Origin of the sequence: Aerococcus kribbianus (assembly GCF_026805545.1) — a bacterium.
In the GTDB taxonomy this organism is placed as follows: Bacteria; Bacillota; Bacilli; order Lactobacillales; family Aerococcaceae; genus Aerococcus; species Aerococcus kribbianus.
Genome location: NZ_JAPRFR010000002.1, coordinates 90,165 through 112,290, shown reverse-complemented (window position 1 = coordinate 112,290; position 22,126 = coordinate 90,165). Strand labels below are relative to the sequence as shown.

At 39.9% G+C, this 22,126-nt stretch carries 22 protein-coding genes; 20 read left to right on the top strand and 2 right to left on the bottom strand.

Annotated features, from left to right (window positions below):
• The first annotated feature begins 21 nt into the window (after positions 1-21).
• The 3 genes from OW157_RS05510 to mgtE all read left to right on the top strand — a co-directional run bounded on the left by OW157_RS05510 (position 22) and on the right by mgtE (position 3,185).
• On the top strand, positions 22-846 hold the full coding sequence (locus tag OW157_RS05510; RefSeq protein ID WP_268752355.1) for an NAD kinase: 825 nt from the start codon (positions 22-24) through the stop codon (positions 844-846).
• A 27-nt stretch (positions 847-873) separates the two neighbouring features.
• Positions 874-1,758, top strand: a complete 885-nt coding sequence (locus OW157_RS05505; RefSeq protein WP_268752354.1) for an RluA family pseudouridine synthase — start codon at positions 874-876, stop codon at positions 1,756-1,758.
• A 74-nt stretch (positions 1,759-1,832) separates the two neighbouring features.
• Positions 1,833-3,185 carry a magnesium transporter gene (gene mgtE / locus OW157_RS05500; protein WP_268752486.1) on the top strand — a complete coding sequence of 451 codons (1,353 nt, stop codon included), beginning with the start codon at positions 1,833-1,835 and terminating at the stop codon, positions 3,183-3,185.
• Positions 3,186-3,273: 88 nt separating this feature from the next.
• Here the strand turns inward: mgtE and OW157_RS05495 are convergent, their stop codons facing one another.
• Positions 3,274-3,723, bottom strand: a complete 450-nt coding sequence (locus OW157_RS05495) for a GNAT family N-acetyltransferase (protein ID WP_268752353.1) — start codon at positions 3,721-3,723, stop codon at positions 3,274-3,276.
• Between the two features lie 158 nt (positions 3,724-3,881).
• On the opposite strand from OW157_RS05495, the gene OW157_RS05490 reads away from it, so the two are divergent.
• Positions 3,882-5,468: a peptide chain release factor 3 gene (locus OW157_RS05490; protein ID WP_268752352.1), complete on the top strand. Its 1,587-nt coding sequence runs from the start codon at positions 3,882-3,884 to the stop codon at positions 5,466-5,468.
• Between the two features lie 276 nt (positions 5,469-5,744).
• Here OW157_RS05490 and OW157_RS05485 read toward each other — a convergent pair whose 3' ends face one another.
• Entirely contained in the window at positions 5,745-7,919 is a 2,175-nt protein-coding gene (locus OW157_RS05485) for an ATP-dependent Clp protease ATP-binding subunit (protein ID WP_268752351.1), read from the bottom strand.
• A gap of 272 nt (positions 7,920-8,191) precedes the next feature.
• Between OW157_RS05485 and OW157_RS05480 the strand changes: the two genes are divergently transcribed.
• The 16 genes from OW157_RS05480 to OW157_RS05405 all read left to right on the top strand — a co-directional run bounded on the left by OW157_RS05480 (position 8,192) and on the right by OW157_RS05405 (position 21,857).
• Positions 8,192-8,458: a phosphocarrier protein HPr gene (locus OW157_RS05480; RefSeq protein ID WP_268752350.1), complete on the top strand. Its 267-nt coding sequence runs from the start codon at positions 8,192-8,194 to the stop codon at positions 8,456-8,458.
• Position 8,459: 1 nt separating this feature from the next.
• Complete coding sequence (ptsP, locus tag OW157_RS05475; protein WP_268752349.1) at positions 8,460-10,187, top strand: phosphoenolpyruvate--protein phosphotransferase; 1,728 nt, start codon at positions 8,460-8,462, stop codon at positions 10,185-10,187.
• A gap of 202 nt (positions 10,188-10,389) precedes the next feature.
• A complete protein-coding gene (locus OW157_RS05470; RefSeq protein ID WP_268752348.1) occupies positions 10,390-11,628 on the top strand; it encodes a glycosyltransferase in 1,239 nt (412 codons plus the stop codon).
• A gap of 79 nt (positions 11,629-11,707) precedes the next feature.
• On the top strand, positions 11,708-11,935 hold the full coding sequence (locus tag OW157_RS05465; RefSeq protein WP_268752347.1) for a YkuJ family protein: 228 nt from the start codon (positions 11,708-11,710) through the stop codon (positions 11,933-11,935).
• A gap of 98 nt (positions 11,936-12,033) precedes the next feature.
• Positions 12,034-13,560, top strand: coding sequence for a Mur ligase family protein (locus OW157_RS05460; RefSeq protein WP_268752346.1), 1,527 nt, complete (start codon positions 12,034-12,036; stop codon positions 13,558-13,560).
• 11 nt (positions 13,561-13,571) lie between these two features.
• Positions 13,572-14,846, top strand: coding sequence for a homoserine dehydrogenase (locus OW157_RS05455; protein ID WP_268752345.1), 1,275 nt, complete (start codon positions 13,572-13,574; stop codon positions 14,844-14,846).
• A 466-nt stretch (positions 14,847-15,312) separates the two neighbouring features.
• A complete protein-coding gene (locus OW157_RS05450) occupies positions 15,313-15,840 on the top strand; it encodes a YqeG family HAD IIIA-type phosphatase (RefSeq protein WP_268752344.1) in 528 nt (175 codons plus the stop codon).
• Complete coding sequence (gene yqeH / locus OW157_RS05445; RefSeq protein ID WP_268752343.1) at positions 15,833-16,948, top strand: ribosome biogenesis GTPase YqeH; 1,116 nt, start codon at positions 15,833-15,835, stop codon at positions 16,946-16,948. The genes OW157_RS05450 and yqeH overlap by 8 nt, the downstream gene beginning before the upstream one ends.
• A gap of 13 nt (positions 16,949-16,961) precedes the next feature.
• Positions 16,962-17,279 carry a ribosome assembly RNA-binding protein YhbY gene (yhbY, locus tag OW157_RS05440; RefSeq protein ID WP_268752342.1) on the top strand — a complete coding sequence of 106 codons (318 nt, stop codon included), beginning with the start codon at positions 16,962-16,964 and terminating at the stop codon, positions 17,277-17,279.
• 6 nt (positions 17,280-17,285) lie between these two features.
• Positions 17,286-17,936, top strand: coding sequence for a nicotinate-nucleotide adenylyltransferase (locus OW157_RS05435; RefSeq protein WP_268752341.1), 651 nt, complete (start codon positions 17,286-17,288; stop codon positions 17,934-17,936).
• Entirely contained in the window at positions 17,929-18,528 is a 600-nt protein-coding gene (gene yqeK, locus OW157_RS05430) for a bis(5'-nucleosyl)-tetraphosphatase (symmetrical) YqeK (protein ID WP_268752340.1), read from the top strand. Before OW157_RS05435 ends, yqeK begins: the two co-directional genes overlap by 8 nt.
• Positions 18,529-18,894: a ribosome silencing factor gene (gene rsfS / locus OW157_RS05425; RefSeq protein ID WP_268752339.1), complete on the top strand. Its 366-nt coding sequence runs from the start codon at positions 18,529-18,531 to the stop codon at positions 18,892-18,894.
• Positions 18,894-19,637, top strand: coding sequence for a class I SAM-dependent DNA methyltransferase (locus OW157_RS05420; protein ID WP_268752338.1), 744 nt, complete (start codon positions 18,894-18,896; stop codon positions 19,635-19,637). The genes rsfS and OW157_RS05420 overlap by 1 nt, the downstream gene beginning before the upstream one ends.
• A gap of 6 nt (positions 19,638-19,643) precedes the next feature.
• The gene (locus OW157_RS05415) at positions 19,644-20,882 is read left to right on the top strand and encodes a tRNA(Met) cytidine acetate ligase (protein WP_268752778.1); all 1,239 of its coding nucleotides are present in this window, start codon (positions 19,644-19,646) and stop codon (positions 20,880-20,882) included.
• A complete protein-coding gene (locus OW157_RS05410) occupies positions 20,882-21,439 on the top strand; it encodes a YceD family protein (RefSeq protein WP_268752336.1) in 558 nt (185 codons plus the stop codon). Before OW157_RS05415 ends, OW157_RS05410 begins: the two co-directional genes overlap by 1 nt.
• Before the next feature lie 40 nt (positions 21,440-21,479).
• A complete protein-coding gene (locus OW157_RS05405) occupies positions 21,480-21,857 on the top strand; it encodes a DUF3397 family protein (protein WP_268752335.1) in 378 nt (125 codons plus the stop codon).
• Positions 21,858-22,126: the final 269 nt, after the last annotated feature.

Here is a 22,126-nt window from a genome sequence, read left to right as displayed (position 1 = left end):
TGAATTAAGAGGAGGCTAAGTATGCGGATAGCTATAGTAAACGGTGAGGGTAGGCAAGCCTTAACGATTAAGGGGCGAATTCTTGAAGTCATTAATGAGGATAACTTGCAAATGGACCAGGAAAACCCAAATCTAGTAATTTCTATTGGCGGTGATGGGACTCTTCTGCATGCTTTTCACGCCTATGAAAACTTATTGGACCAAGTTCGCTTTGTGGGTATCCACACTGGCCACTTAGGCTTCTATACAGATTGGTTGGTTGAGGAACTAGATGAGTTTATTCATGCCCTGTTGGCAGACCGAGCTCATGGAGAAACAGATAGTGTGTCTTATCCCTTGTTAGAGGTGGCTGTCACCCGACGTGATGGTCGTCGTGAACGCTATTTAGCTCTTAATGAATCAGCCATTCGCCGCTACGAGGGCACAATGACTACTGAAGTCTTCATTGGAAAGGAACATTTTGAACTCTTCAAAGGTGACGGCTTATGCTTATCTACCCCAACCGGGTCCACTGGTTTAAATAAATCACTGGGTGGGGCAGTCGTTCATCCTCGTTTAGACGCTATCCAATTAACTGAAATTGCCTCAATTAATAATCGTGTTTACCGTACCTTGTCGTCTTCTATGTTATTTCCTAGTGATGAGTATGTGACAATTATTCCTCAAGACGGTCAGATGTCAGGAGTGACACTCTCTATTGACCACGAGATTTATCAGGCCGAGGATGTTGAAAAGATTATTTATCGAGTAGCTAAGGAACGGGTGCATTTTGCTCGTTATCGGCACACTCATTTTTGGGACCGAGTAAAGAATAGTTTCATTAGTAACATTGATAGTGATAAATAAGAGATTAGAAAAGGATATAGTACGTTTATGTTAACTTTTGATTGGTGGGTTGATGAACCTGCCGTGGTGAAACAGTTTTTGAAGAAAAAGGGAATATCCCGGCGCTTGCTCTCACGGATTAAGTTTCATGGGGGCAATATTTATGTCAATGAGCGCCAGGCTATCGCTACCCGCCAATTGGCTGTTGGCGACCATATTCGCGTGGTCTTGCCACCAGAGGGTAAACAAGAAATTATCCCGCCAATAGATCAGGCGATTGATATTTTATATGAAGATGACCATTATATTGCGGTCAATAAACCGGCTGGCTATACGTCTATTCCTTCTCAATATAATCCTCAAGGGTCTATGGCCAATATTTTGAAGGCTTATTACCAACGTCAAGATTACGCCAACCAAGTGATTCATGTGGTAACCCGTTTAGACCGCGACACTTCAGGCATTATGTTATTTGCCAAACACGCCTTTGCCCATTCCTTAATAGACAAAATTCTGCAACAAAAGCAGATAATGAAGCAATATTTGGCAATTACTGATAAACTAGTAGGGGACCATGCTCATGGTTTTATTGAGGCTCCTATTGGTCGAAGCCCCAACTCTATTATTGAACGTCAAGTCAGTGTGGATGGTAAACCAGCGATGACAGAATATGAGTTGTGGAAACAAGATCCGCGCTTCAATTATTATCGAGTGATTTTACATACTGGACGGACCCACCAGATTCGCGTCCACTTTGCCCATTGCCAGGCGCCTCTAGTAGGGGATGATCTGTATGGAGGGTCTTTAGCTTATGGCATAGAGCGTCAAGCTTTGCATTGCCAGAAAATTTCCTTTGTCCATCCTATTTCTGAGCAAAAAATCACGATTGAAGCTCCGGTTCCCCAAGATTTACAAGAATTATCCCAGCAGTGAAAATGAGGTGACTTATGTCCAAGAAAGATGAAATTAACAAGGTCGATGAGGTTGAACTATACGATAAGGCCCAAATGACAGAAGAGGAAATTCAAGCCCATGTTATTGACCTTTTAGCAGCCAATGACCGCGAAGGATTTAGAGAAGAATTTCTACAGAATCACTCTTTTGACCAAGCGCAAATGTATTTGAATTTGGATCCTGAACAACGGCAAAAAGTTCACCATTTCCTGACCCCCAAAGAACTATCTGAAGTCTATGACATTATTGATGAGGAAGATGAAGAACAAATTTTCACCTTCTTATTTGACATGGATGATCGTTATGCTGCTAATTTGCTATCCTTTATGTATACTGATAATGCGGTAGATATTTTAAATGAATTGTCCCTAGAACAAGTCAGAACCTACATGCGTCTAATGCCCAAAGAGTCAGCGGATGATATTAAATCCTTGATGAATTATGCTGATGAGACGGCTGGGGCCATTATGACAACTGAATTCGTCAGTATTAAGGCTAATCAAACGGTGAAATCAGCTATGACCTTGTTGCGGGCTAAGGCTAGTTCAGCAGAGACTATTTACTATCTCTATGTGGTTGATGATGATAATCGCTTGGTCGGGGTACTTTCTTTGCGTGATTTGATTATAAGTCAGGGAAATGAAATGGTGTATGATTTGATGTCTGATCGGATTGTGGCCGTCGATGTTAAGGAAGACCAAAATTCTATTGCTAAAACGATTAAAGACTACGATTTCTTGGCTATACCGGTTATCGAGGAAACCGGGGAATTGATTGGGATTGTTACCGTTGATGATATTATTGATGTTATCGATGATGAAGCGACCCAAGACTACTCTGGTTTGGCCGGGGTTGATGTTGATGAACAATACGAAAACCCGTTAAAATCATCTAAATCACGTTTGCCATGGTTGATCACCTTACTCTTTTTAGGGATGGGAACGTCTACATTAATTAGCCAGTTTGAAGATATGATTGCAGAAGTTGCTATTTTATCGATTTTTATTACTTTGATTACTGGTACAGCCGGTAATGCAGGAACCCAATCTTTGGCTGTGGCTGTACGGCGCTTGGCGACACCTGACGATGAAGTGAGTTCCTTCTTCGACATGGTGGTTCGTGAAATTACTACAGGACTTATTTCTGGAGCCATTACTGGTTTTGTTATTTTTGCAGTGATTTCGGTTTGGCGACAAAATATTGCCCTTGGTTTAGTGATTGGGATTGCCATGCTAGCAGCTATTACTGTAGCCAACCTAGCTGGATCATTGATTCCGATTTTAATGGATAAATTAGGTTTTGACCCAGCCGTAGCCTCTGGACCTTTTATTACTACCTTGTCTGACTTAACTTCAGTGTTAATTTATTTTTCTATTGCCTCTTATTTCATGCCATACTTACAATAACGGCTTAATACAAAGTTCTAAAAAACTCCCCTAAAGTGTGAAAACTATAGGGGAGTTTTATATATATTGGTTTTGCTTTGCGGGTGTCTTAATCTTGGTCTTGATACAGTTTATAAATCATGTCACGGTGTAAGATACCTGCTTCTTTGTAGGGTTCGCTGTCATCAAGTTCGAAACCAAGATTTTGGTAGAAGGGGATAGCTTTCATTTGGGCGCCTAAAATAACCGTGCTGAATTTTTCTTCACGGGCTTTTTCGAGAGCAGAAAAAACGATATCACGTCCGTAACCTTGTTGACGCCAGTCTTTTAAGACTGCTACCCGCTGTAATTTAACATCAGTTGGAGTCTTAGCTAGTAAACGAGCGGTAGCTAGTGCCGTGCCGTTTTCATAACCGACAACATGATAGCAATCTTCCTCATTTTTATCGATTTCGATAGCTTCAGCTACCCCCTGTTCATCGATAAATACTTGACGACGTATGGCTAAGCTATCCTGGTAAGCCTCACTGTTTAAGTCGGTTGTCCAAATGATGTTCATAACACAACTCCTTAAATTGAATAATAGTTAGGCTTATTATAGCATATTTTTCTCGGCTAAACTATGTTATGATAGTATGGCATTTAAGCTAGTCTTCAGTGTTTGTTGGTTGGAGACTGGGTTGGAATAAACAGGACAAATAAAGAAGGATGACGACAATGACATTACAAACAGAAGTGGATAAACGCCGGACCTTTGCGATTATTTCCCATCCCGATGCTGGGAAGACCACCATTACCGAACAGTTACTCTTGTACTCAGGGGCTATTCGTCAAGCAGGGACGGTAAAAGGGAAAAAATCAGGAAAATTTGCTAAGTCTGACTGGATGGAGATTGAACAAAAACGGGGGATTTCCGTGACTTCATCAGTTATGCAAGTCGATTATGATGGCCACCAAATTAATATTGTCGATACCCCTGGCCATGAGGATTTCTCTGAAGATACTTACCGGACTTTGATGGCTGTTGATGCCGCGGTTATGGTTATTGATACCGCCAAGGGGATTGAACCGCAAACCAAGAAACTCTTCCAAGTTTGTGCTATGCGGGGTATTCCTATTTTTACCTTTATGAACAAGTTGGACCGTGATGGGCGCGAAGCTATTGACTTAGTGGGAGAACTAGAAGAGGTCTTAGGTATTGATGCGTATCCAATGAATTGGCCTATGGGTATGGGGAAAAACTTACTGGGATTATACGATATCCATAACAAACGCATTGAATTAAACCTATCAGAAGAGAGTGAAGATGATTCTATCGTCTCTGTGGATGACGATGGTCAAGCATTAGGTGACCATGACTTTAAGGAATCGACCATTTATAGCCAAGCCTTAGAAGAGGTAGAGTTATTAAGTGAAGCTGGTAACGACTTTGATGCTGAAGCAATTGCCTCTGGTCAATTAACTCCAGTTTTCTTTGGGTCAGCCTTAACTGGTTTTGGGGTACAAACTTTCTTAGATGCTTTTGTTGACTTTTCTCCTGCTCCTGGTCCAGTGGAAACACGTGATCCAGAGCGTGTGGTCGACCCATTAGAAGAAAAGCTAACTGGCTTTATCTTTAAAATTCAGGCTAACATGGACCCCCGTCATCGGGACCGGATTGCCTTTGTCCGTATTTGTTCTGGGTCTTTTGAAGAAGGCATGGAAGTTAACGTTGAGCGTACCAATAAGAAAATCCGTCTAAATAATACCACTCGTTTTATGGCTGATAGCCGGGAGAATGTTAAGGCGGCGGTTGCTGGTGATATCATTGGTCTCTATGATACAGGGAACTTCCAGATTGGTGATACGATCTACTCTGGCAAGGAAGCTGTAAGTTTTAAAGCTTTGCCGCAATTTACACCGGAATTGTTTATGAAGGTGTCCCCAAAAAATGTCATGAAACAAAAATCCTTCCATAAAGGGATGGAGCAGTTGGTGCAAGAAGGGGCTATACAGCTCTATAAAACTTGGCATACAGAAGAGTATATTCTAGGAGCAGTGGGACAATTGCAGTTTGAAGTGTTCCAAGCACGGCTTTTAAATGAATATAATTCTGAGGTAACTATGGAAGCTATGGGACGGAAAATGGCTCGTTGGATTAAAGAGGATGACCTGGATCCTAAGATGTCATCTAGTCGGAATCTCTTATGTAAGGACCGCTTTGGACAGCCAGTCTTCTTGTTTGAAAATCAATTTGCCCTTAATTGGTTTGCTGGCAAGTATCCTGATGTGACGTTGGACTCATTGTTGGAAACAGAAGAATAGGCCTAGTAGATGAGGGACTCTATATTATATGAGAGGCAAGACGTATATAATAGCTCATTGTTTTGTATGATTATAGAGTTTTTGATTAGGATTGAAAAAGTCTAAGAGTAGCTAGGTGGGAAGTGAATTATCCATCAAGTCGATTAAATCGGAAAATTAGTTAGACTACTGTTTAACTTTCAGAGTAAATAAATCTACCTCCCCGATTTAATGAAGCTATAAAAAGGACCTGGAAAATTAATTTTCCAGGTCCTTTTTCATGGTTTAATTTTACCACTAATTTGTTTGTGACACGATAATTTTATTGTCATCATCTATATCGAATTGGATTTCATGTAGTTGCGGATTCTTTAGATAAGCATCGGCAACTTGGTCTTCAATATAGTTTTGTAAGACTCGGCGTAATGGACGTGCACCAAGTTTAGGATTATAACCCAGCTCAACGAGTTGGTCTTTGACTTTATCGGTGACTTTGACTTGGATTTCTTGACCAGCGAGCATGGCATTCATTTGAGCTAGCAGAAGGTCAACAATCACAATTAATTCGTCCTTGGTTAGGGAATCGAATTCGATAATATCGTCGAATCGATTTAAGAATTCTGGTTTAAAGAAGTCACCTAATTTATCAAGGATAGAGTTTTGTTTGCCTGTTTGTGAGGCACCAAATCCAACACTAGCTTCTACTCCTTCTGAACCAGCATTAGAAGTCATGATTACAATGGTATCTTTGAAGGAGACAGTCCGCCCTTGAGCGTCGGTCAAACGACCGTCTTCCATGATTTGTAGGAAAATGTTTAAAACGTCAGGGTGGGCTTTTTCGATTTCATCCAGGAGAATTAGTGAGTAAGGCTTATGCCGCACCTGTTCAGTAAGACGTCCAGCTTCCTCATAACCAACATAACCTGGAGGAGAACCAATTAATTTAGACACTGAGTGTTTTTCCATATATTCACTCATGTCAAATCGAACCATGGCATCACTAGAGCCAAAGAGTTCTAAGGCCAGTTGCCGGGCTAATTCAGTCTTACCGACACCGGTTGGTCCCACGAATAGGAAGGAGCCGATTGGTCGGTCCTGACGAGCAAGGCCAACACGGTTTCTCCGAATAGCTCGGCTTACTTGATCCACGGCTTGATCTTGACCAATAACATGCTTTTTCAAGTTCTTATCAAGGTCGAGAAGTTGACTTTGTTCTTGTTCTTCTAAGTCACCAACAGGGATACCCGTTTTTTCTTCGACAATATTTTGGATGTCTTGGCGACTTACTACAGGACGCTTCTCGGGAAGATCGATGTTTTTAGCTAACATGTCATTATATTTACTGAGTTGGTCCCGATAGTAAGCAGCCTTTTCATAATCTTCGGCATCAGTTGCCATAGTTTTCAGTTTTTCTAATTCGGCCACTTGTTTTTCTAACGCTTCCTTATCCACAAAAGGGATGGTAAGGTTTTTCTTAGAGCCTGCTTCATCAAGTAAGTCAATAGCCTTGTCAGGTAGTTGACGGTCAGTGATGTAACGATCAGAAAGTTTTACCGTGGCTTCAATCGCGTCGGAATCATAAGTGACGTTATGGTATTCTTCGTATTTCTCTTTAATGCCTTCGATAATAGCAAGGCTGTCTTCGACAGAAGGTTCATCAACACGGACCGCCTGAAGACGTCTTTCTAGGGCAGCGTCCTTTTCAATTTGCCGGTATTCATTAAGGGTGGTGGCGCCCAACAGTTGCATGTCGCCACGGGCAAGAGCGGGTTTAAGAATATTACCAGCGTCCATTGAACCTTCCGCACTACCAGCTCCTACTATTTCATGAATTTCGTCGATAAAGAGAATGATATTCTCGTTAACACGAACTTCATTGATTAATTGCTGCATCTTTTCTTCGAATTGGCCTCTAACGCCTGTTCCTTGAACTAAAGAGACCACATCCAATTGGATAACTTCTTTGTTTTGTAATTTTTCGGGAACAGCTTTTTCAACAATTTTTTGTGCTAGACCTTCGACAACGGCTGTTTTACCTACTCCGGCTTCGCCAATAAGTACAGGATTGTTTTTTAATCGCCGGTTTAAGATTTCGATGACCCGGTTGATTTCCTTGTCGCGACCAATAATAGGGTCAATCAAACCTTGTCGTGCTTGGTCAGTAATATTATGGCCATAGGAATCCAATAGGGAGTTTCCGTTATTGCCACCGCCTTGTTGGGCTTGGGCGGCTTGGAAAGGATTAGCTCGATTAGGGTTGGCTTGGTTGTTTTGGAGTTGGCGGAATAAGTCTGATAAGTCACCAAAACCACTAGGGTTATTGGAGTAGTTTGATAAGTTATTAGAATTACTTTGGCCATGCGCAATTTTGGCATAGCAATCTTGGCAGAGGTTAATGGCTTGGCGTTGACCATTGATGTTGGCGTACATATGGACAACAGCTTGGCGTTCACCACAATTTTGACATTTCATTTAATCACTCCTTGTGATGGAATCATTAGAATTATTTGATCAAGCGAAATGTTTTGATTTTACTTGACCTTTATATAAGTATTATATACTGACCAATATTGACTTTCAACTTTTTTGATTAGAAAAGCTTGCTTTGACTAGCAAAATCAAGAGAAATAGGCTAAAATAGTTGTTCATAATAGCGATTCGTGGTAAATTATTATGTGAAAGAGTTTTCTTTTACAAAAACTTTTCGCGAGTCTATTAAATTAAAAAAGGAGTTGTCTTTTACTATGAAGAAACAAGAATTTAACATTACAGCTGAAACAGGAATTCACGCACGTCCTGCGACTCTATTAGTGCAAACTGCTAGCAAATTCCAATCTGAAATTAACTTAGAATACAAAGAAAAATCAGTTAACTTGAAGTCAATTATGGGTGTTATGTCCCTAGGTGTTGGCCAAGGTTCTGATGTTACAATTACTGCTGATGGTGAAGACGAAGAAGAAGCTATCCAAGCAATCAGCGAAACTATGCAAAAAGAAGGGTTATCTGAATAAGATGAATACATTAATGGGAATTGCTGCAAGTGATGGCATTGCAATCTCCAAAGCATTCTTATTGGCCGAACCAAACTTGAGTTTTGAATTAGGCAAAAATGACGATCCTGAGGCCGAGGTGACTCGGCTTGAGGATGCCGTTGAAGTGTCTCGGCAAGAAATTGAAAAAATCAAAGCTAAGGCTGCTGAAAGTCTTTCTGAAGAAGAAGCGGCTGTTTTTGATGCTCACCTATCAATCTTGCTTGACCCTGAAATGAAGAATGCCTTCGTTGAGAAAATTAAGGAACAAAGCTATGATGCTCAATCAGCTGTTCGTGAAACTGCTGATATGTTTATCACACTCTTCCAAAACATGGAAGACAATCCTTACATGCAAGAGCGGGCTGCGGATATTAAAGACGTTACTGACCGAATAATTGCCCACTTATTGGGTGTGCAAATGCCTGATTTATCAATGTTAGATGACGAAGTAGTCGTATTGGCTTATGACCTTACTCCTTCTGACACTGCACAATTAGACAAACGTTATGTGAAGGGCTTTGCCACTGATATTGGTGGTAGAACATCTCACTCCGCTATTATGTCACGGAGTTTGGAAATTCCTGCCGTAGTTGGTACCGGTTCCATATCCAAAGAAGTCTCTAATGGTGACTTAGTGATTGTCGATGGCTTAGATGGCAATGTACTAGTTAACCCTGACCAAGATACTGTTGAGGAATACAAAGCCAAGCAAAAGGCCTTCTTAGACCAAAAAGCAGAATGGGCTAAATTGGTTGATGCTAAATCGCTTACTGCAGATGGCACTGAATTCGAAATTGCTGCCAACATTGGTACACCTAAAGATTTAGAAGGGGTTAACCAAAATGGGGCGGAAGGAATTGGTTTATACCGAACAGAGTTCCTCTACATGGATTCCGATGAAATGCCAACTGAAGATGAACAGTTTGAAGCCTATAAGGCAGTCTTAGAGAATATGGGTGACCGTCCAGTAGTGGTTCGAACCATGGATATTGGTGGAGATAAACACTTACCATACCTACAATTGCCTGAGGAAATGAATCCGTTCTTAGGTTACCGGGCAATTCGAATTGGTTTAGACCAAGACCACTTATTACGGACTCAAGTTCGTGCTTTATTACGGTCTTCTGTTTATGGAAAATTACGGATTATGTTCCCAATGATTTCCAATTTACAAGAGTTTCGTGATGCTAAGGCAATCGTAGACGAAGAAAGAGAAAAACTACAAGCAGATGGTATTGAAATTGCTAATGATATTCAATTAGGTATCATGATTGAAATTCCAGCCGCTGCTGTATTAGCTGATCAATTCGCTAAGGAAGTAGATTTCTTCTCAATCGGAACTAACGACCTTATCCAATACACAATGGCTGCTGACCGGATGAATGAACATGTGTCTTACCTTTATCAACCATATAATCCATCTGTTTTACGCTTAATCAAATATGTGATTGATGCTGCCCACAAAGAAGGCAAATGGACTGGTATGTGTGGTGAAGTTGCTGGAGATCAAACAGCTGTACCATTATTAGTTGGGATGGGACTAGATGAATTCTCTATGTCTGCTTCATCTGTTTTGAAGACACGGAGCTTGATGTCTAAATTAGACAAGAGTGAAATGGAAAAATTAGTAGAAAAAGCTTTGTATGAATGTACAACTTCTGACCAAGTCGCAGAATTGGTTAAAGCTAATGTTTCCGGGATTGAATAAAGCTTGCTAGAATGAATTGAGTTGTCGTGCTAAGTGTCAACTCATAACTAGTGAAATTCTAGTAAATGCCATGTATGGTAAGTCATGCATGGCATTTTTTATTGATTGGAAAATTTAGAATTTTATTTTTTTCTTTAATTTTATAGGGGCTTATTGTGTTTTCTTGAGGCGTGTAATATGATGAAGACAAAGGAGGGAAGGAATGAAAATTGCCATTTTTACTGACACTTATTTTCCTCAGTTAAGTGGCGTTGCGACTTCTGTTAAGGTCTTAAAAGATACCTTCGAAGCGCATGGTCACGAGGTTTATATTTTCACCACTACTGACCCTCAAGCTAATAAAGACGAGGATCATATTTTTCGTTATGAATCTATTCCTTTTCTATTCTTCAAAGAACGACGAGTGGCAGTTACCTTCTTTGGCCCGGTGGTTAAGAAAGTAAAAGATTTAAAGATTGATATTATTCATACTCAAACTGAATTTTCTATGGGTATGTTAGGTATCACTGCATCACGGATTTTAGGTCTCCCTCTGGTTCATACTTATCATACTTGGTATGAGAAATATTTACACTATATTATGAATGGGAAGCTGATTTCCAAGGAAACTGTACGTAAGCTATCGCGGCTCTATTGTCAGCAAGCGGACGAAGTGATTACCCCAAGCCAAACTATCAAGGAAGTATTAGAATCCTATGGGGTAACAAGAGAAATTGCTATCGTCCCAACTGGGGTTCCGATTCCAGATTGTTGTTCTCAAGCAGAACTAATGGATTTGCGGCACAAATTGACTTTAAGTGCTGATGATTTTGTTATGCTGTCAGTAAACCGACTTGCCTATGAGAAAAACTTAATTGCTATTATTGATCGTTTGCCAAACTTGCTCAAGCACTTGCCTCATGCCCATTTAGTTTTAGTGGGAGACGGACCGGAAAGAAAAAACCTGGAAAATGCAGTCGCTAGTCGTGGTTTAGGAGACCATGTTCATTTCACTGGGGCTATTGATCACGAAAAACTTAGTTCTTATTACCAGATGGCTGATCTCTATGTTAATTTATCTACCTCAGAAACACAGGGTTTAACCTTTTTAGAGGCGATTACAAATCGTTTACCTGTTGTTGCTTATGCTTCCGATTATTTAATGAATCTAGCTAAAATTCAACCATTCGGAGTGCTGCTTGATCATCCTGATAAATTCGAGGCTGCTGTATTGGAAGTTAAGGCAAACAGTAAAGAGTATTCAAGTCACTTAGACCAATTAATTCACCATGTATCGGCAGAGCATTTTTATGAACAACTCTATGCTATATATAGTCAAGTCCAACCCAGAAAATCCCTAGTGACGGACCTAAGCCAGCTCACTGAGAAATTATTTTATGTACCAAAAATGGATCAACGAATGGGTTACAACGATAAACGTAATAAGCATAAAAAAGATTAATTTAATAACAGCTTTCTCTTTTTATTTGCGGGTTATTTCGTTACAATAATCTAGGTAGGATTATGAAAGGAGAATACTCATGAAACCATCACAGTTAAAAGCCATTATTTCTCGTTTAGAAGCGATGACAGCCGATGATTCTGCTGTTGAAGTTCGTCGCTTTGAAAAAGAAGGCGTAGAGAAATGTTTGGTTCGCTATAATCGCGAAAATGAAAGTTTTGAATTAGACGATCATGAAGTAAAGGAAACCTTCCAATTTGATGATATTGACGTTGTCGCTATGGAAATTTTTGAATTACTTCAATAGAATGAGTAGATAATCGGGTAGGCTTGTATTTGCCCAAATGAATTGGAAGAGGTTGGGACAGATGTCTCAACCTCTTTACTAAGTGTAAGGAGACTATAATGACTTTTAAATTGAGTGATATTGCTGATAAATTATCTAAGCGGGGCCTTCTTGTAACTGGACCTGATAATGGCAATGCGACTGTGACTAGTTTGACTTATGATTCTCGAGAAGTCAGTGCGGGAACCTTGTTCTTTTGTAAAGGGGCTCATTTTCGTGTTGACTATTTAAAGGCAGCTCAAGTATCTGGAGCGGTGGCTTATGTGAGTGAAAGAGATTATGGAATTGACTTGCCTGCTTTAATTGTTAAAGATGTGCGCCAAGCAATGCCAATTGTAGCAAATTATTTCTATGACCAGCCTTGGCAAGCTTACAAGCTTGCAGGAATTACCGGAACAAAGGGCAAAACAACTACCACAACCTTTCTTAAAAAGATTTTAGATTGTTATGAGAAGTCAGTTGGTGGCAAAGAAACGGCTTATTTCTCATCTACATTGACTTATGATGGGGTTGATCGTAAACCGTCAGCATTAACGACTCCAGAATCCCTGCCCTTATTTGAACAGTTAGATCATGTCAGACAATCAGGTATTGATTTTCTCACCATGGAAGTATCTAGTCAGGCCTTGAAATACCATCGTGTTGATGAGATGTCTTTTGATGTAGTGGGATTTCTCAATATTTCCACTGACCATATTGGTAGCAGTGAGCATCCTAATTTTGAGGATTATTTCCAGAGCAAGCTCCGTCTCTTTGACTATGGGCGTTTAGCAGTGATTAATTGGAACACTGATTACCGAGACCAAGTACTGGCAGCAGCTGAGGCAAGTTCGTCAATTGAAGAAATTATCACTTTTAGTCGTGATGATTCAGCGGCAGATTATTGGGTGGATGAAATTAGAGCTGATGATAATGGACAAACATTTAAGGTTCACCATGGCGATGAAGTAGAAGAAATTCATTTGGGCATGCCAGGTATTTTTAATATTGACAATGCTTTGATGGCTTTAATCATGGCACGAGCCTATGGTGTATCATATACTATAATTAACCAGGCCTTATCTGATGCCAAGGCTGAAGGGCGGATGGAAGTCTATCGTTCTGAGGACAACCAGGTCAAGGCAATTGTTGACTATGCTCACAATAAACTTAGTATGGAACAGTTGATAGAAGCTGCTCATTCTCTATTCCCAGACCACTTAGTTTGGGTGGTAACAGGTTCAGCTGGTGATAAAGGACAAAGTCGTCGTCAGGATATGGGACAAGTTATTGGTCAGGCCGCTGACAAAGCTTACCTTACTTCAGATGACTATAATTTTGAAGATCCTTCAGCCATTGCTAGTGAAATTGCTCAAGCCATCTATGAAGTCAATCCTGATGCTGAAGTTAATGATTTTATTCATGACCGTCACGCTGCAATTAGCCAAGCCTTATCTGATGCTCAAGAATTAGAGCAAGGAGTGGTTGTTTTAGTTGCAGGTAAAGGGTCAGATGCCTATTTCTTAATTAACGGACAAAAGGAAGACTACCAAGCAGACACTGATTTTATCCAAGACTACATTAATCATTATAATAGTCAAAAATAAAGGAGACTGTGATGGAGACAATTTATATCGCCTTCTTAGGCTTCGGGACAGTTGCAAGTGGGACCTATCAGGTGCTTAAACAACAAGAAGAGAAAATTGCTACGTCAATGGCTTGTCAGGTGCAAGTAAAGAAGGCCTTGCTTAGAAATCGCGGTAACTATGTCAAAACAGCCCATCATGACTTTGAACTTGTAGATTCTTTAGATGCCATACTGACAGATGAATCCATTACGATTGTTGTGGAAGCCATGGGTGGAGTGGACTTTGCTAAAGATTGTATTGAAGCTGCGCTGAAGGCAGGCAAACATGTGGTGACTGCTAATAAAATTTTAATGGCTCAAAATGGAGAAGAGTTGACAAACTTGGCCCAAAGCCAAGGCTTGGCCTTGTACTATGAGGCTGCCGTTGCGGGTGGTATTCCCATTTTAGAGAGTTTACGGACAAGTTTCCGTGCTGAAGGCCTTCATTCCTTGTCAGGGATTATCAACGGAACTAGTAATTATATTTTGAGTGAAATGACTGACCAAGGCCTGTCCTTTGAAGAAGCCTTGCAAGCTGCAAAAGATAAAGGTTTTGCCGAAACTGACCCGACTAATGATATTGACGGCTTGGATGCTGCGCGTAAGCTTGCCATCTTGTGTCGTTTGGCCTTTGGGATGACTATTCCTCTAGATAAAATGGCCATTCGCGGTATTGATCATGTGACGTCAGAAGATATTAAAAATACTAGTACGTTAGGTTATCTGATTAAGCCTTTAGCAACAGCTATTTTGGATGATGATGGCGCTTTATCTGTTCAGGTAGGGCCAAGTCTAGTGCCAAAGAATCATCAGTTAGCTACTGTTACTGGCCCAATGAATGCTATTTATACCAGAGGCTGGGCTAGTGGAGAAGTGATGTTTTACGGGCCAGGCACTGGTGCGCTACCAACAGGAAATATGGTTGTAGCTGATATTCTAAAAATTGTCGATGCTCTTGTTCATCAAGAACACATCCCTGCTTTATCCCGTTATCATGTGCCCTTAAACTTATCTGCCGCTGATCGAGAAATCTTTGCTAATTTCTATCATTTTAAATTGCTAGATCGAGACAAGGGCTTGTTTAAGTTAACGGCCTTGTTTGAAAAATACGGGGCTAGTCTCAATCAATTAACTCCCATTGGACGCCACCATGTGTTGGCAATCAGCCAAGCAATGACCTGGCAAGATAGCAAGGAATTGATTGCAGAAATAGAAAACATTGATGGGATAAGTATCGATCGTATCTATCCTATATTAGGACAATAAGGATGAGATGAAAAACGGTTAGCCCCAAAGAATTTGTTTAAAAATAGGAAGTATTCGCAGAATACTGACTCATTTGCAAAAAATACTGATGGGGCTGTTTTTTAGAACTCGACTAGATAGGGTGCGATGAAAAGCGTTAGGACGGAAGCGTTGGACCAAAAGGCTGAAGATAGCGACACACTACCAAAGCCTTTTGGGAAACGCACGTCAGTCCTGCTTTTGAGAGCCCAACTGATGACTAGACAAACAATATCCAAATGATTTTATGACACAGTTGAAGGAGCTGCATTTCAGAACTCGACTAAGAGATCAATGGTCATATATCACAAAAAAAGGCTGGGATGAGATTCCCAGTCTTTTTTCTATTTAATCTTATTCTCACTGCGTAATGTGTCAGGGCCAATCCTACCGTTTTCTAAGTGGCTGTGATATACTTAAGGGGATAAAAACTAGGGGGCTCAATTGTGTGACTAAATATTTTAAACCAACTTGGATGGTCGAATCCATCTATCAATTAAAGCCAGAACAATTACAGAAACGACACATAAAAGGAGTGATTACCGACTTAGATAATACTCTAATTGCTTGGAATGAACCAGATGCTAGTGAAGAGATGGCTGATTGGTTACAGATGATGGCTCAAGCCGAAATTCCTGTGGTTATTGTGTCCAATAACTCTAAGAAACGAGTCGAAAGGGTAGCAGCTGATTATGGTATTCGTTATCAGGCTATGGCTAAGAAACCGTTGCGGCATGGTATGCGCCAAGCTTTGAAAAAATTAGCTCTACCTAAAGAAGAAGTTGTGGTAGTTGGTGATCAGTTACTAACTGATATATTTACCGCTAATCGTCTAGGTCTACAAAGTGTTCTAGTGAAACCAATAGCAAGTTCGGACGGTAAGGTCACTCAATTCAACCGCCGTATTGAACAAGCTATTTTTAAACGGGTATTAAAAGGAAATCCAGAACTGAAATGGGGGAAAATGATTGACTAAAGAGGAAGCAGTTTATTGTATTGGTTGTGGGGCCCGCCTACAATCAGAACAAGCAGGAGAACGAGGCTATACGCCCCAATCATCATATGATAAAGGCATCGAAACAGGTGAGCTTTATTGCCAACGATGTTTTAAATTACGTCACTATAACCAATTAGAAAAAGTATCCACTAGTGAGGATGAATTTCTTGCCTTGCTAAACGATTTATCGAATAAGGATGCGTTAATCGTCAATGTGATTGATATTTTTGATGTATCAGGATCAATTATATCGGGGTTGAATCGTTTTACTGGTGATAATCCTGTCTTGTTGGTCGCCAATAAATTGGATCTCTTACCTAAATCATTGAATCCTAACCGACTACAGAATTGGTTACAAGGTCAATTAAAGGATTTGGGAATCAAGGTTGATGATATTCTCTTACTATCAGCTAAGAAACGTAAAGCGGTGGATGAATTATTAGATAAAATTGAAAGCATGCGCCATGGTAAGGATGTTTATATTATGGGAGTGACTAATGTTGGAAAGTCCACCATAATCAACCGGCTCCTTCAGTCAACTGGTGTGGATGCCCAAGTGATTACCACCAGTCAATATCCGGGGACAACTTTAGATTTGATTGAAATTCCTTTTGAAGATGATAGCGTTCTTGTTGATACACCAGGGATAATTCATAGCAATCAAATGACATCGTTACTAGATTTAGATGATTTGAAATTAGTGATGCCTGCAGATGAATTACGGCCTAGAACCTATCAGTTGAATGATCAACAGACATTGTTTATGGGGGGCTTAGCTCGCTTTGATTATTTATCGGGTGAGAAAATGGGGATTACCGCTTATTTCTCTCGACGCTTAGATATCCATCGCCGCAAGCTTGAAGGCTCAGATGAATTTTATGATAAACATCTAGGCGGGCTTTTAACACCACCTCAAGCCGGGACAATAGCTGAGTTTCCAACCTTGGTACGTCGCGAATTTCATATTCGTGAGAATACAGACCTAGTAATTTCTGGTTTAGGTTGGTTAAATATTCCCAAAGCCGCTGATATTGCTATTCATGTACCACGCGGTATTGCTGTTTATTTACGGTCACCATTAATTTAGAAAGGAAGAGATTATGCTAACTAATAAGGAAAAGAAATTTCTGAAGAAAGAAGCTCATTCACTTAAACCACTCTTTCAAATTGGGAAGAACGGTCTCAACCCCGAACTTGTCAAGCAACTCGATGACTTATTAGAAAAGCGTGAGCTCATAAAAGTAAATATCTTACAAAATTCGGATGAAGATATCAAAAGTGCTGGTCAAATATTGAGTCAAGAACTCAATGCGGAATTGCTCCAGACGATTGGACGAGTGATGACACTTTATCGCCCCGCTAAAGACAATAAGCACCAAAAAATCTCATCAGCTCTTCGCCAAGAAGTTAAGGATTGATGGCTAATGGGAAATTTCTGTCAAACAAAAACATTAATGAAGGCGCCTGAGCTTGTCAGTCAAAGTCAAAAACTAGGGGAAACCAAGAAAGAACGTGTCGGTATTTTAGGAGGCACCTTTAATCCAGTTCACAACGGTCATACTTTGATTGCTGAACAAGTTTATAATCAGTTACAATTAGATCGTATCTTATTTATGCCAAACGCTATACCTCCCCATCAAACGCCTAAGGAGACCCTTGCTGATGACCATCGTTTAAACATGTTAGACTTAGCCATTAGGGATAACGATCACTTCGCTATTGAAACGATTGAGTTAGACCGCAAAGGCAAATCATATACCGTTGATACTATGGAAATACTCACTACCCTGTATCCTAATACACATTTTTATTTCATCATTGGTGGTGATATGGTGGCTGACTTAGATAACTGGTATCGCATCAATGATTTAGTAGATTTGATCAGCTTTGTAGGTGTGAAACGGGAAGGTTATTCTTTGGAAACAGCTTATCCTATCATTACCGTGGATATCATAGGTAGCGACATTTCTTCTAGTGCTATTCGGCGGAAGTGTGCACACGGCCAATCCATTCGCTATTTGGTGGCTGAAGAAGTTAGAGATTATATTAATGAAAAGGGGCTTTATCTTGATTGAAGACTATAGTGAAGATTTAATGAATTGTTCACGGGCTGATTTTTTAGTTGCACTCAAAGAAAATATCTCGAAAAAACGTTTTAAGCATGTTTTACGTGTTGAAGAAAAAGCATTGCAACTAGCTGAGCGTTTTAATGGTGATTTGGAAATAGTGTCGTTGGCTAGTCTATTGCATGATTTTGCTAAAGAAATGTCTGAGGATGTTTTGCTGACTTATCAAGATAAAGATAATTTCGACCCGGAATGGTTAAACTATGGGTCAGCTATCTGGCATGGACCGCTAGCCGCTTATATCGGACGTGATCGTTTTAATATTACCAACCCTGATATTCTTGGTGGGGTTTGGGGCCATACTATAGGCAAGCAGAACATGACCCTAAACCAAAAAATTCTATTTGTCGCTGATTATATTGAAGATGGCCGAGATTTTCCGGGTGTAGACGAGGCAAGAGCCTTGGCTGAAAAAGACTTGGATGCTGCCGTCAATTATAAGATTAAAGCATCCTTAGCCCTACAAATCGAACGCGAAAACTTAATTTACCCTGAAACAATTATTATTTATAACGACTGGATGGAAAAAAAGGAGAATTAAATGACAGACGGATTAAATACCGAATTATTGAAAACCATTGTTCTTGCTGCTGAAGATAAGCTAGCCCATGATATTGTAGCCCTTGATGTCCACAACTTAACCCCTTTGACTGATTATTTTGTGGTTATGAGTGGGAACAATGAACGCCAAGTAAAAGCGATTGTTGATAGTATTTATGAGGGTGTCGAAGAGGCCGATTTTGCCATCCGTAATGTCGAAGGAAAAGAAGGAACACGTTGGATTCTCATCGACTGTTATGATGTGGTTGTCCATGTCTTTCTATATAGTGAACGTGAGTATTATAATTTAGAAAAAATGTGGGTAGATGCCCCTTTAGTTAATATTGAGGAGTGGATTAAAAAATAATGGCTATTTATAATCGTTTCAGTCAAGTTTATTGTCGCTTGTTTGATGATAGTCTCTATTATCAGTGGCTACAGTTTACTCAAGACCAAGTAGAAGATTTGCTCAATAAAGAATGGGTGGATTTAGCTTGTGGGGATGGCAAATTAGCTATATATGCAAAAGAATATGGCTATAAAATCCAAGGTCTCGATGCATCTAGTGAGATGATTGCCCAAGCTAAAGAAATAGCTAAAGCTAGAGCAACAGATATTAATTTTTCAGTGGCTGATATGCAAACTTTTGATATTGCGGGTCAATCTTTAGATGTGGTTACTTTGTACTGTGATAGTCTCCTATATATCACTGATTCTGATCAGGTAGAGCAGATTTTCTCTCATATTTATGATCAGTTAAACTCAGGTGGTTATTTTATTTTCGATATTATTCATCCTAATTATGTTAATGAGGTTTATCCTGGCTATTCATATGTTTATGAGTGGGATGATGTGGTATTTACTTGGACTAGTGACCAAGTTCGAGGGGTAAATACTATTGACCATAATTTAAATATTTTTGTTGAGGAAGAGACTGGCTTATACCAACGTCACGAAGAAATTCACCAACAAAATGTCTGGCCTATAGCAGATTACCAAGAAGCTTTACAAAAAACTGGTTTTAATGTTTTAGGGATTACCGCTGATTTTACTCACCAGCCTGTAACTTCAACTAGTAAACGGGTCTTTTTTACTTGTAGAAAGGGGTAAGTTGCTTTGGAAAGCCTTGGTCTTATCTGTGAGTGGAATCCCTTTCACAATGGCCATGCTTACTTACTTGAAGAAGCACGACGGAAATTTCCTGAGGCCGTTATTGTGGCTGTAATGAGTGGTAATTTTGTCCAACGGGGAGAGCCTGCCATTATTTCTAAAAGGGCACGGTCTGAGACTGCTTTGAAGCAAGGTGCTGATTTAGTGGTGGAACTGCCATTATGGTGGGCGACACAAGCTGCTGATGGTTTTGCTAAGGGAGCGGTTAGTGCATTAACTGGCTTAGATTGCCAATCTTTAATTTTTGGTGTAGAGGACGCTAACTTTACTGATTATATTAATTTAGCCCAGTGGGAGGCTGCTCATCCAAAAAAATTTGAGAGTTATTTACAGGCCAGCTACCAAGTGTCTGCTAATATGTCTTATGCTGAACGTCGTCACTGGGCTTTGAATCAGGCTATCGTAAAGGAAGACATAGTTTCTGCTAGTCAGGTGGATTTCCAGCAAAAAAGTAATACCCTTCTAGCCTATGCCTATATTCGAGAAGCTAGCCTGGCTAAGCAAAAAATCGCCTATTACCCCATCCAACGCATAGGAGCTCAACATCGACAAGATGATACTGATGTTAATCTTGGCTCAAATTTTATGAGCGGGAGTCAAATTCGTCGGAGTTTAATAGAAGAATCAGAAGTATATCGAGGCAAGCTCCCTCTAGCACTTCAGATGCAATTAGAAAAAGCGCCAGTATTAGGCGGGTGGACAGCCTTATACCCTTATTTACGCTATCGCTTATTGACAACACCAATCAGTGAACTTTCAGACTATTACCAGGTTGAAGAAGGTATTGAATACAAGATGCTAGCCGCAGCCAAGCAAGCCGACAATATGACTGATTTTATTGGTCGCTGTCGTAATCGTAATTGGTCTGTGAGTCGCTTGCAACGAGCAGCTCTTATGCTGGTTTTAGGAGTAAAAAAAACAAGTATGGCCCATTATTTGGCAGGTCCGCAGCCATTAAATCTTTTAGGGATGACATCAAGAGGACAGTCCTACCTAAAGACTCTTAATAAGGCAACGGCTAATTCTCAGTGGCAGCTTATTAGTCGGGTTAACCGACAATGTGAAAAGATGTGGCCCTTGTGGTTGAACGCAGACCGCCTTTATTCACTAATAATGCAAACAAAAGACTCAGAAAATATTGGACGTCAACCGATAATAATCAAGAAAAAGGAGACTGACAAGTAATGAAATGGTCAACACGTGAACTAAGAGTTTTGGCTGCTGAGCCATTGATGATTGATGAAACTGTTGATTTGGTTGATCAATTGAAAGACCGCCATTCGGATATCATTGAAGCGAAGCCTTTAACAGTGCAGGGGATAATTTTGTATGAGGAAGGAACGATTCTCTTACAGTTATCAGTGGCTATTGACCTCGTTTTACCTTCAACACGGTCATTAGAGGCTGTTGATGTTTCCTTAAATTTTCCAATCAAGGAACGCTTATATACAGAACATGGTGCTAGCGATATTGTAGACGAAGAAGATGTGATTCCTCTAGATTTAACGAGTGAAACAGTCGACTTGAATCAAATCTTGCTAGATAATGTGATCACTCATTTACCTTTGCAAGTTTATACTGAAGCTGAGAAGGAGGCGGACGCCTATCCTGAAGGCAAGAATTGGCAAGTTTTGAGTGAAGAAGGTTATGCTCAAGAAAGCGAAGAACAAGAAGAATCAGTTGATCCTCGTATGGCTAAGCTAAAAAACTTATTTTCAGACCAAGAAGACAATGACGATTAAAATGTTGGCTAGGCACTAGTCAGTAGAATTGAGGTTAAACATGTATCCTTTTCATTGGAGTGAAATATTCTTATATATTCTGCCTTTATTAACAATATTACTTGTTAATCGTTATGGTAGACCTTATTTGACAGATGGCAAGCATATTAAATTAGCAGTAGTTGATGTCATCCATCCTATTTTATGGCTTTGCTTTCATTTTATTTCCACCAATGCTTTCTATTTTTCCCTAGTTCCAGCCTTGGTTTTTGTGATTGCCTTGTATGCCTTTGTACGATTATTTAAACGATTTCGTCGACAAGAAAAGGTCGATTGGCCTCATTTTTGGCGGAACTTATCTAATACTGCCTTTATTTTTGTCTTCGTTGTGTATTATATTTTGGTCGTCTATCGGATTATTCAAGTAGTTATTAGTTAAGAGTTGTGAAGTAAGCAATGACACAGGACATGTCTTTTTTGCTTATTAACAACGCTAAATATTCATACCAAGCAAAGAGGCTAGGCATTTTATAAACTGTCTCTTGTCAAGTAGACAGGAAAAAATAAATTCTGAGACCATGTATGTATTAGTGTGCACGGTCTTTTTACTTTTTAAATACTATTGATAAAATCCAAAATCTAAAAGTTTTGTCTCAAAGGCAATTTGTGACGTTTTCGCCACAATATCAACGGTATAAAGATTTTAAC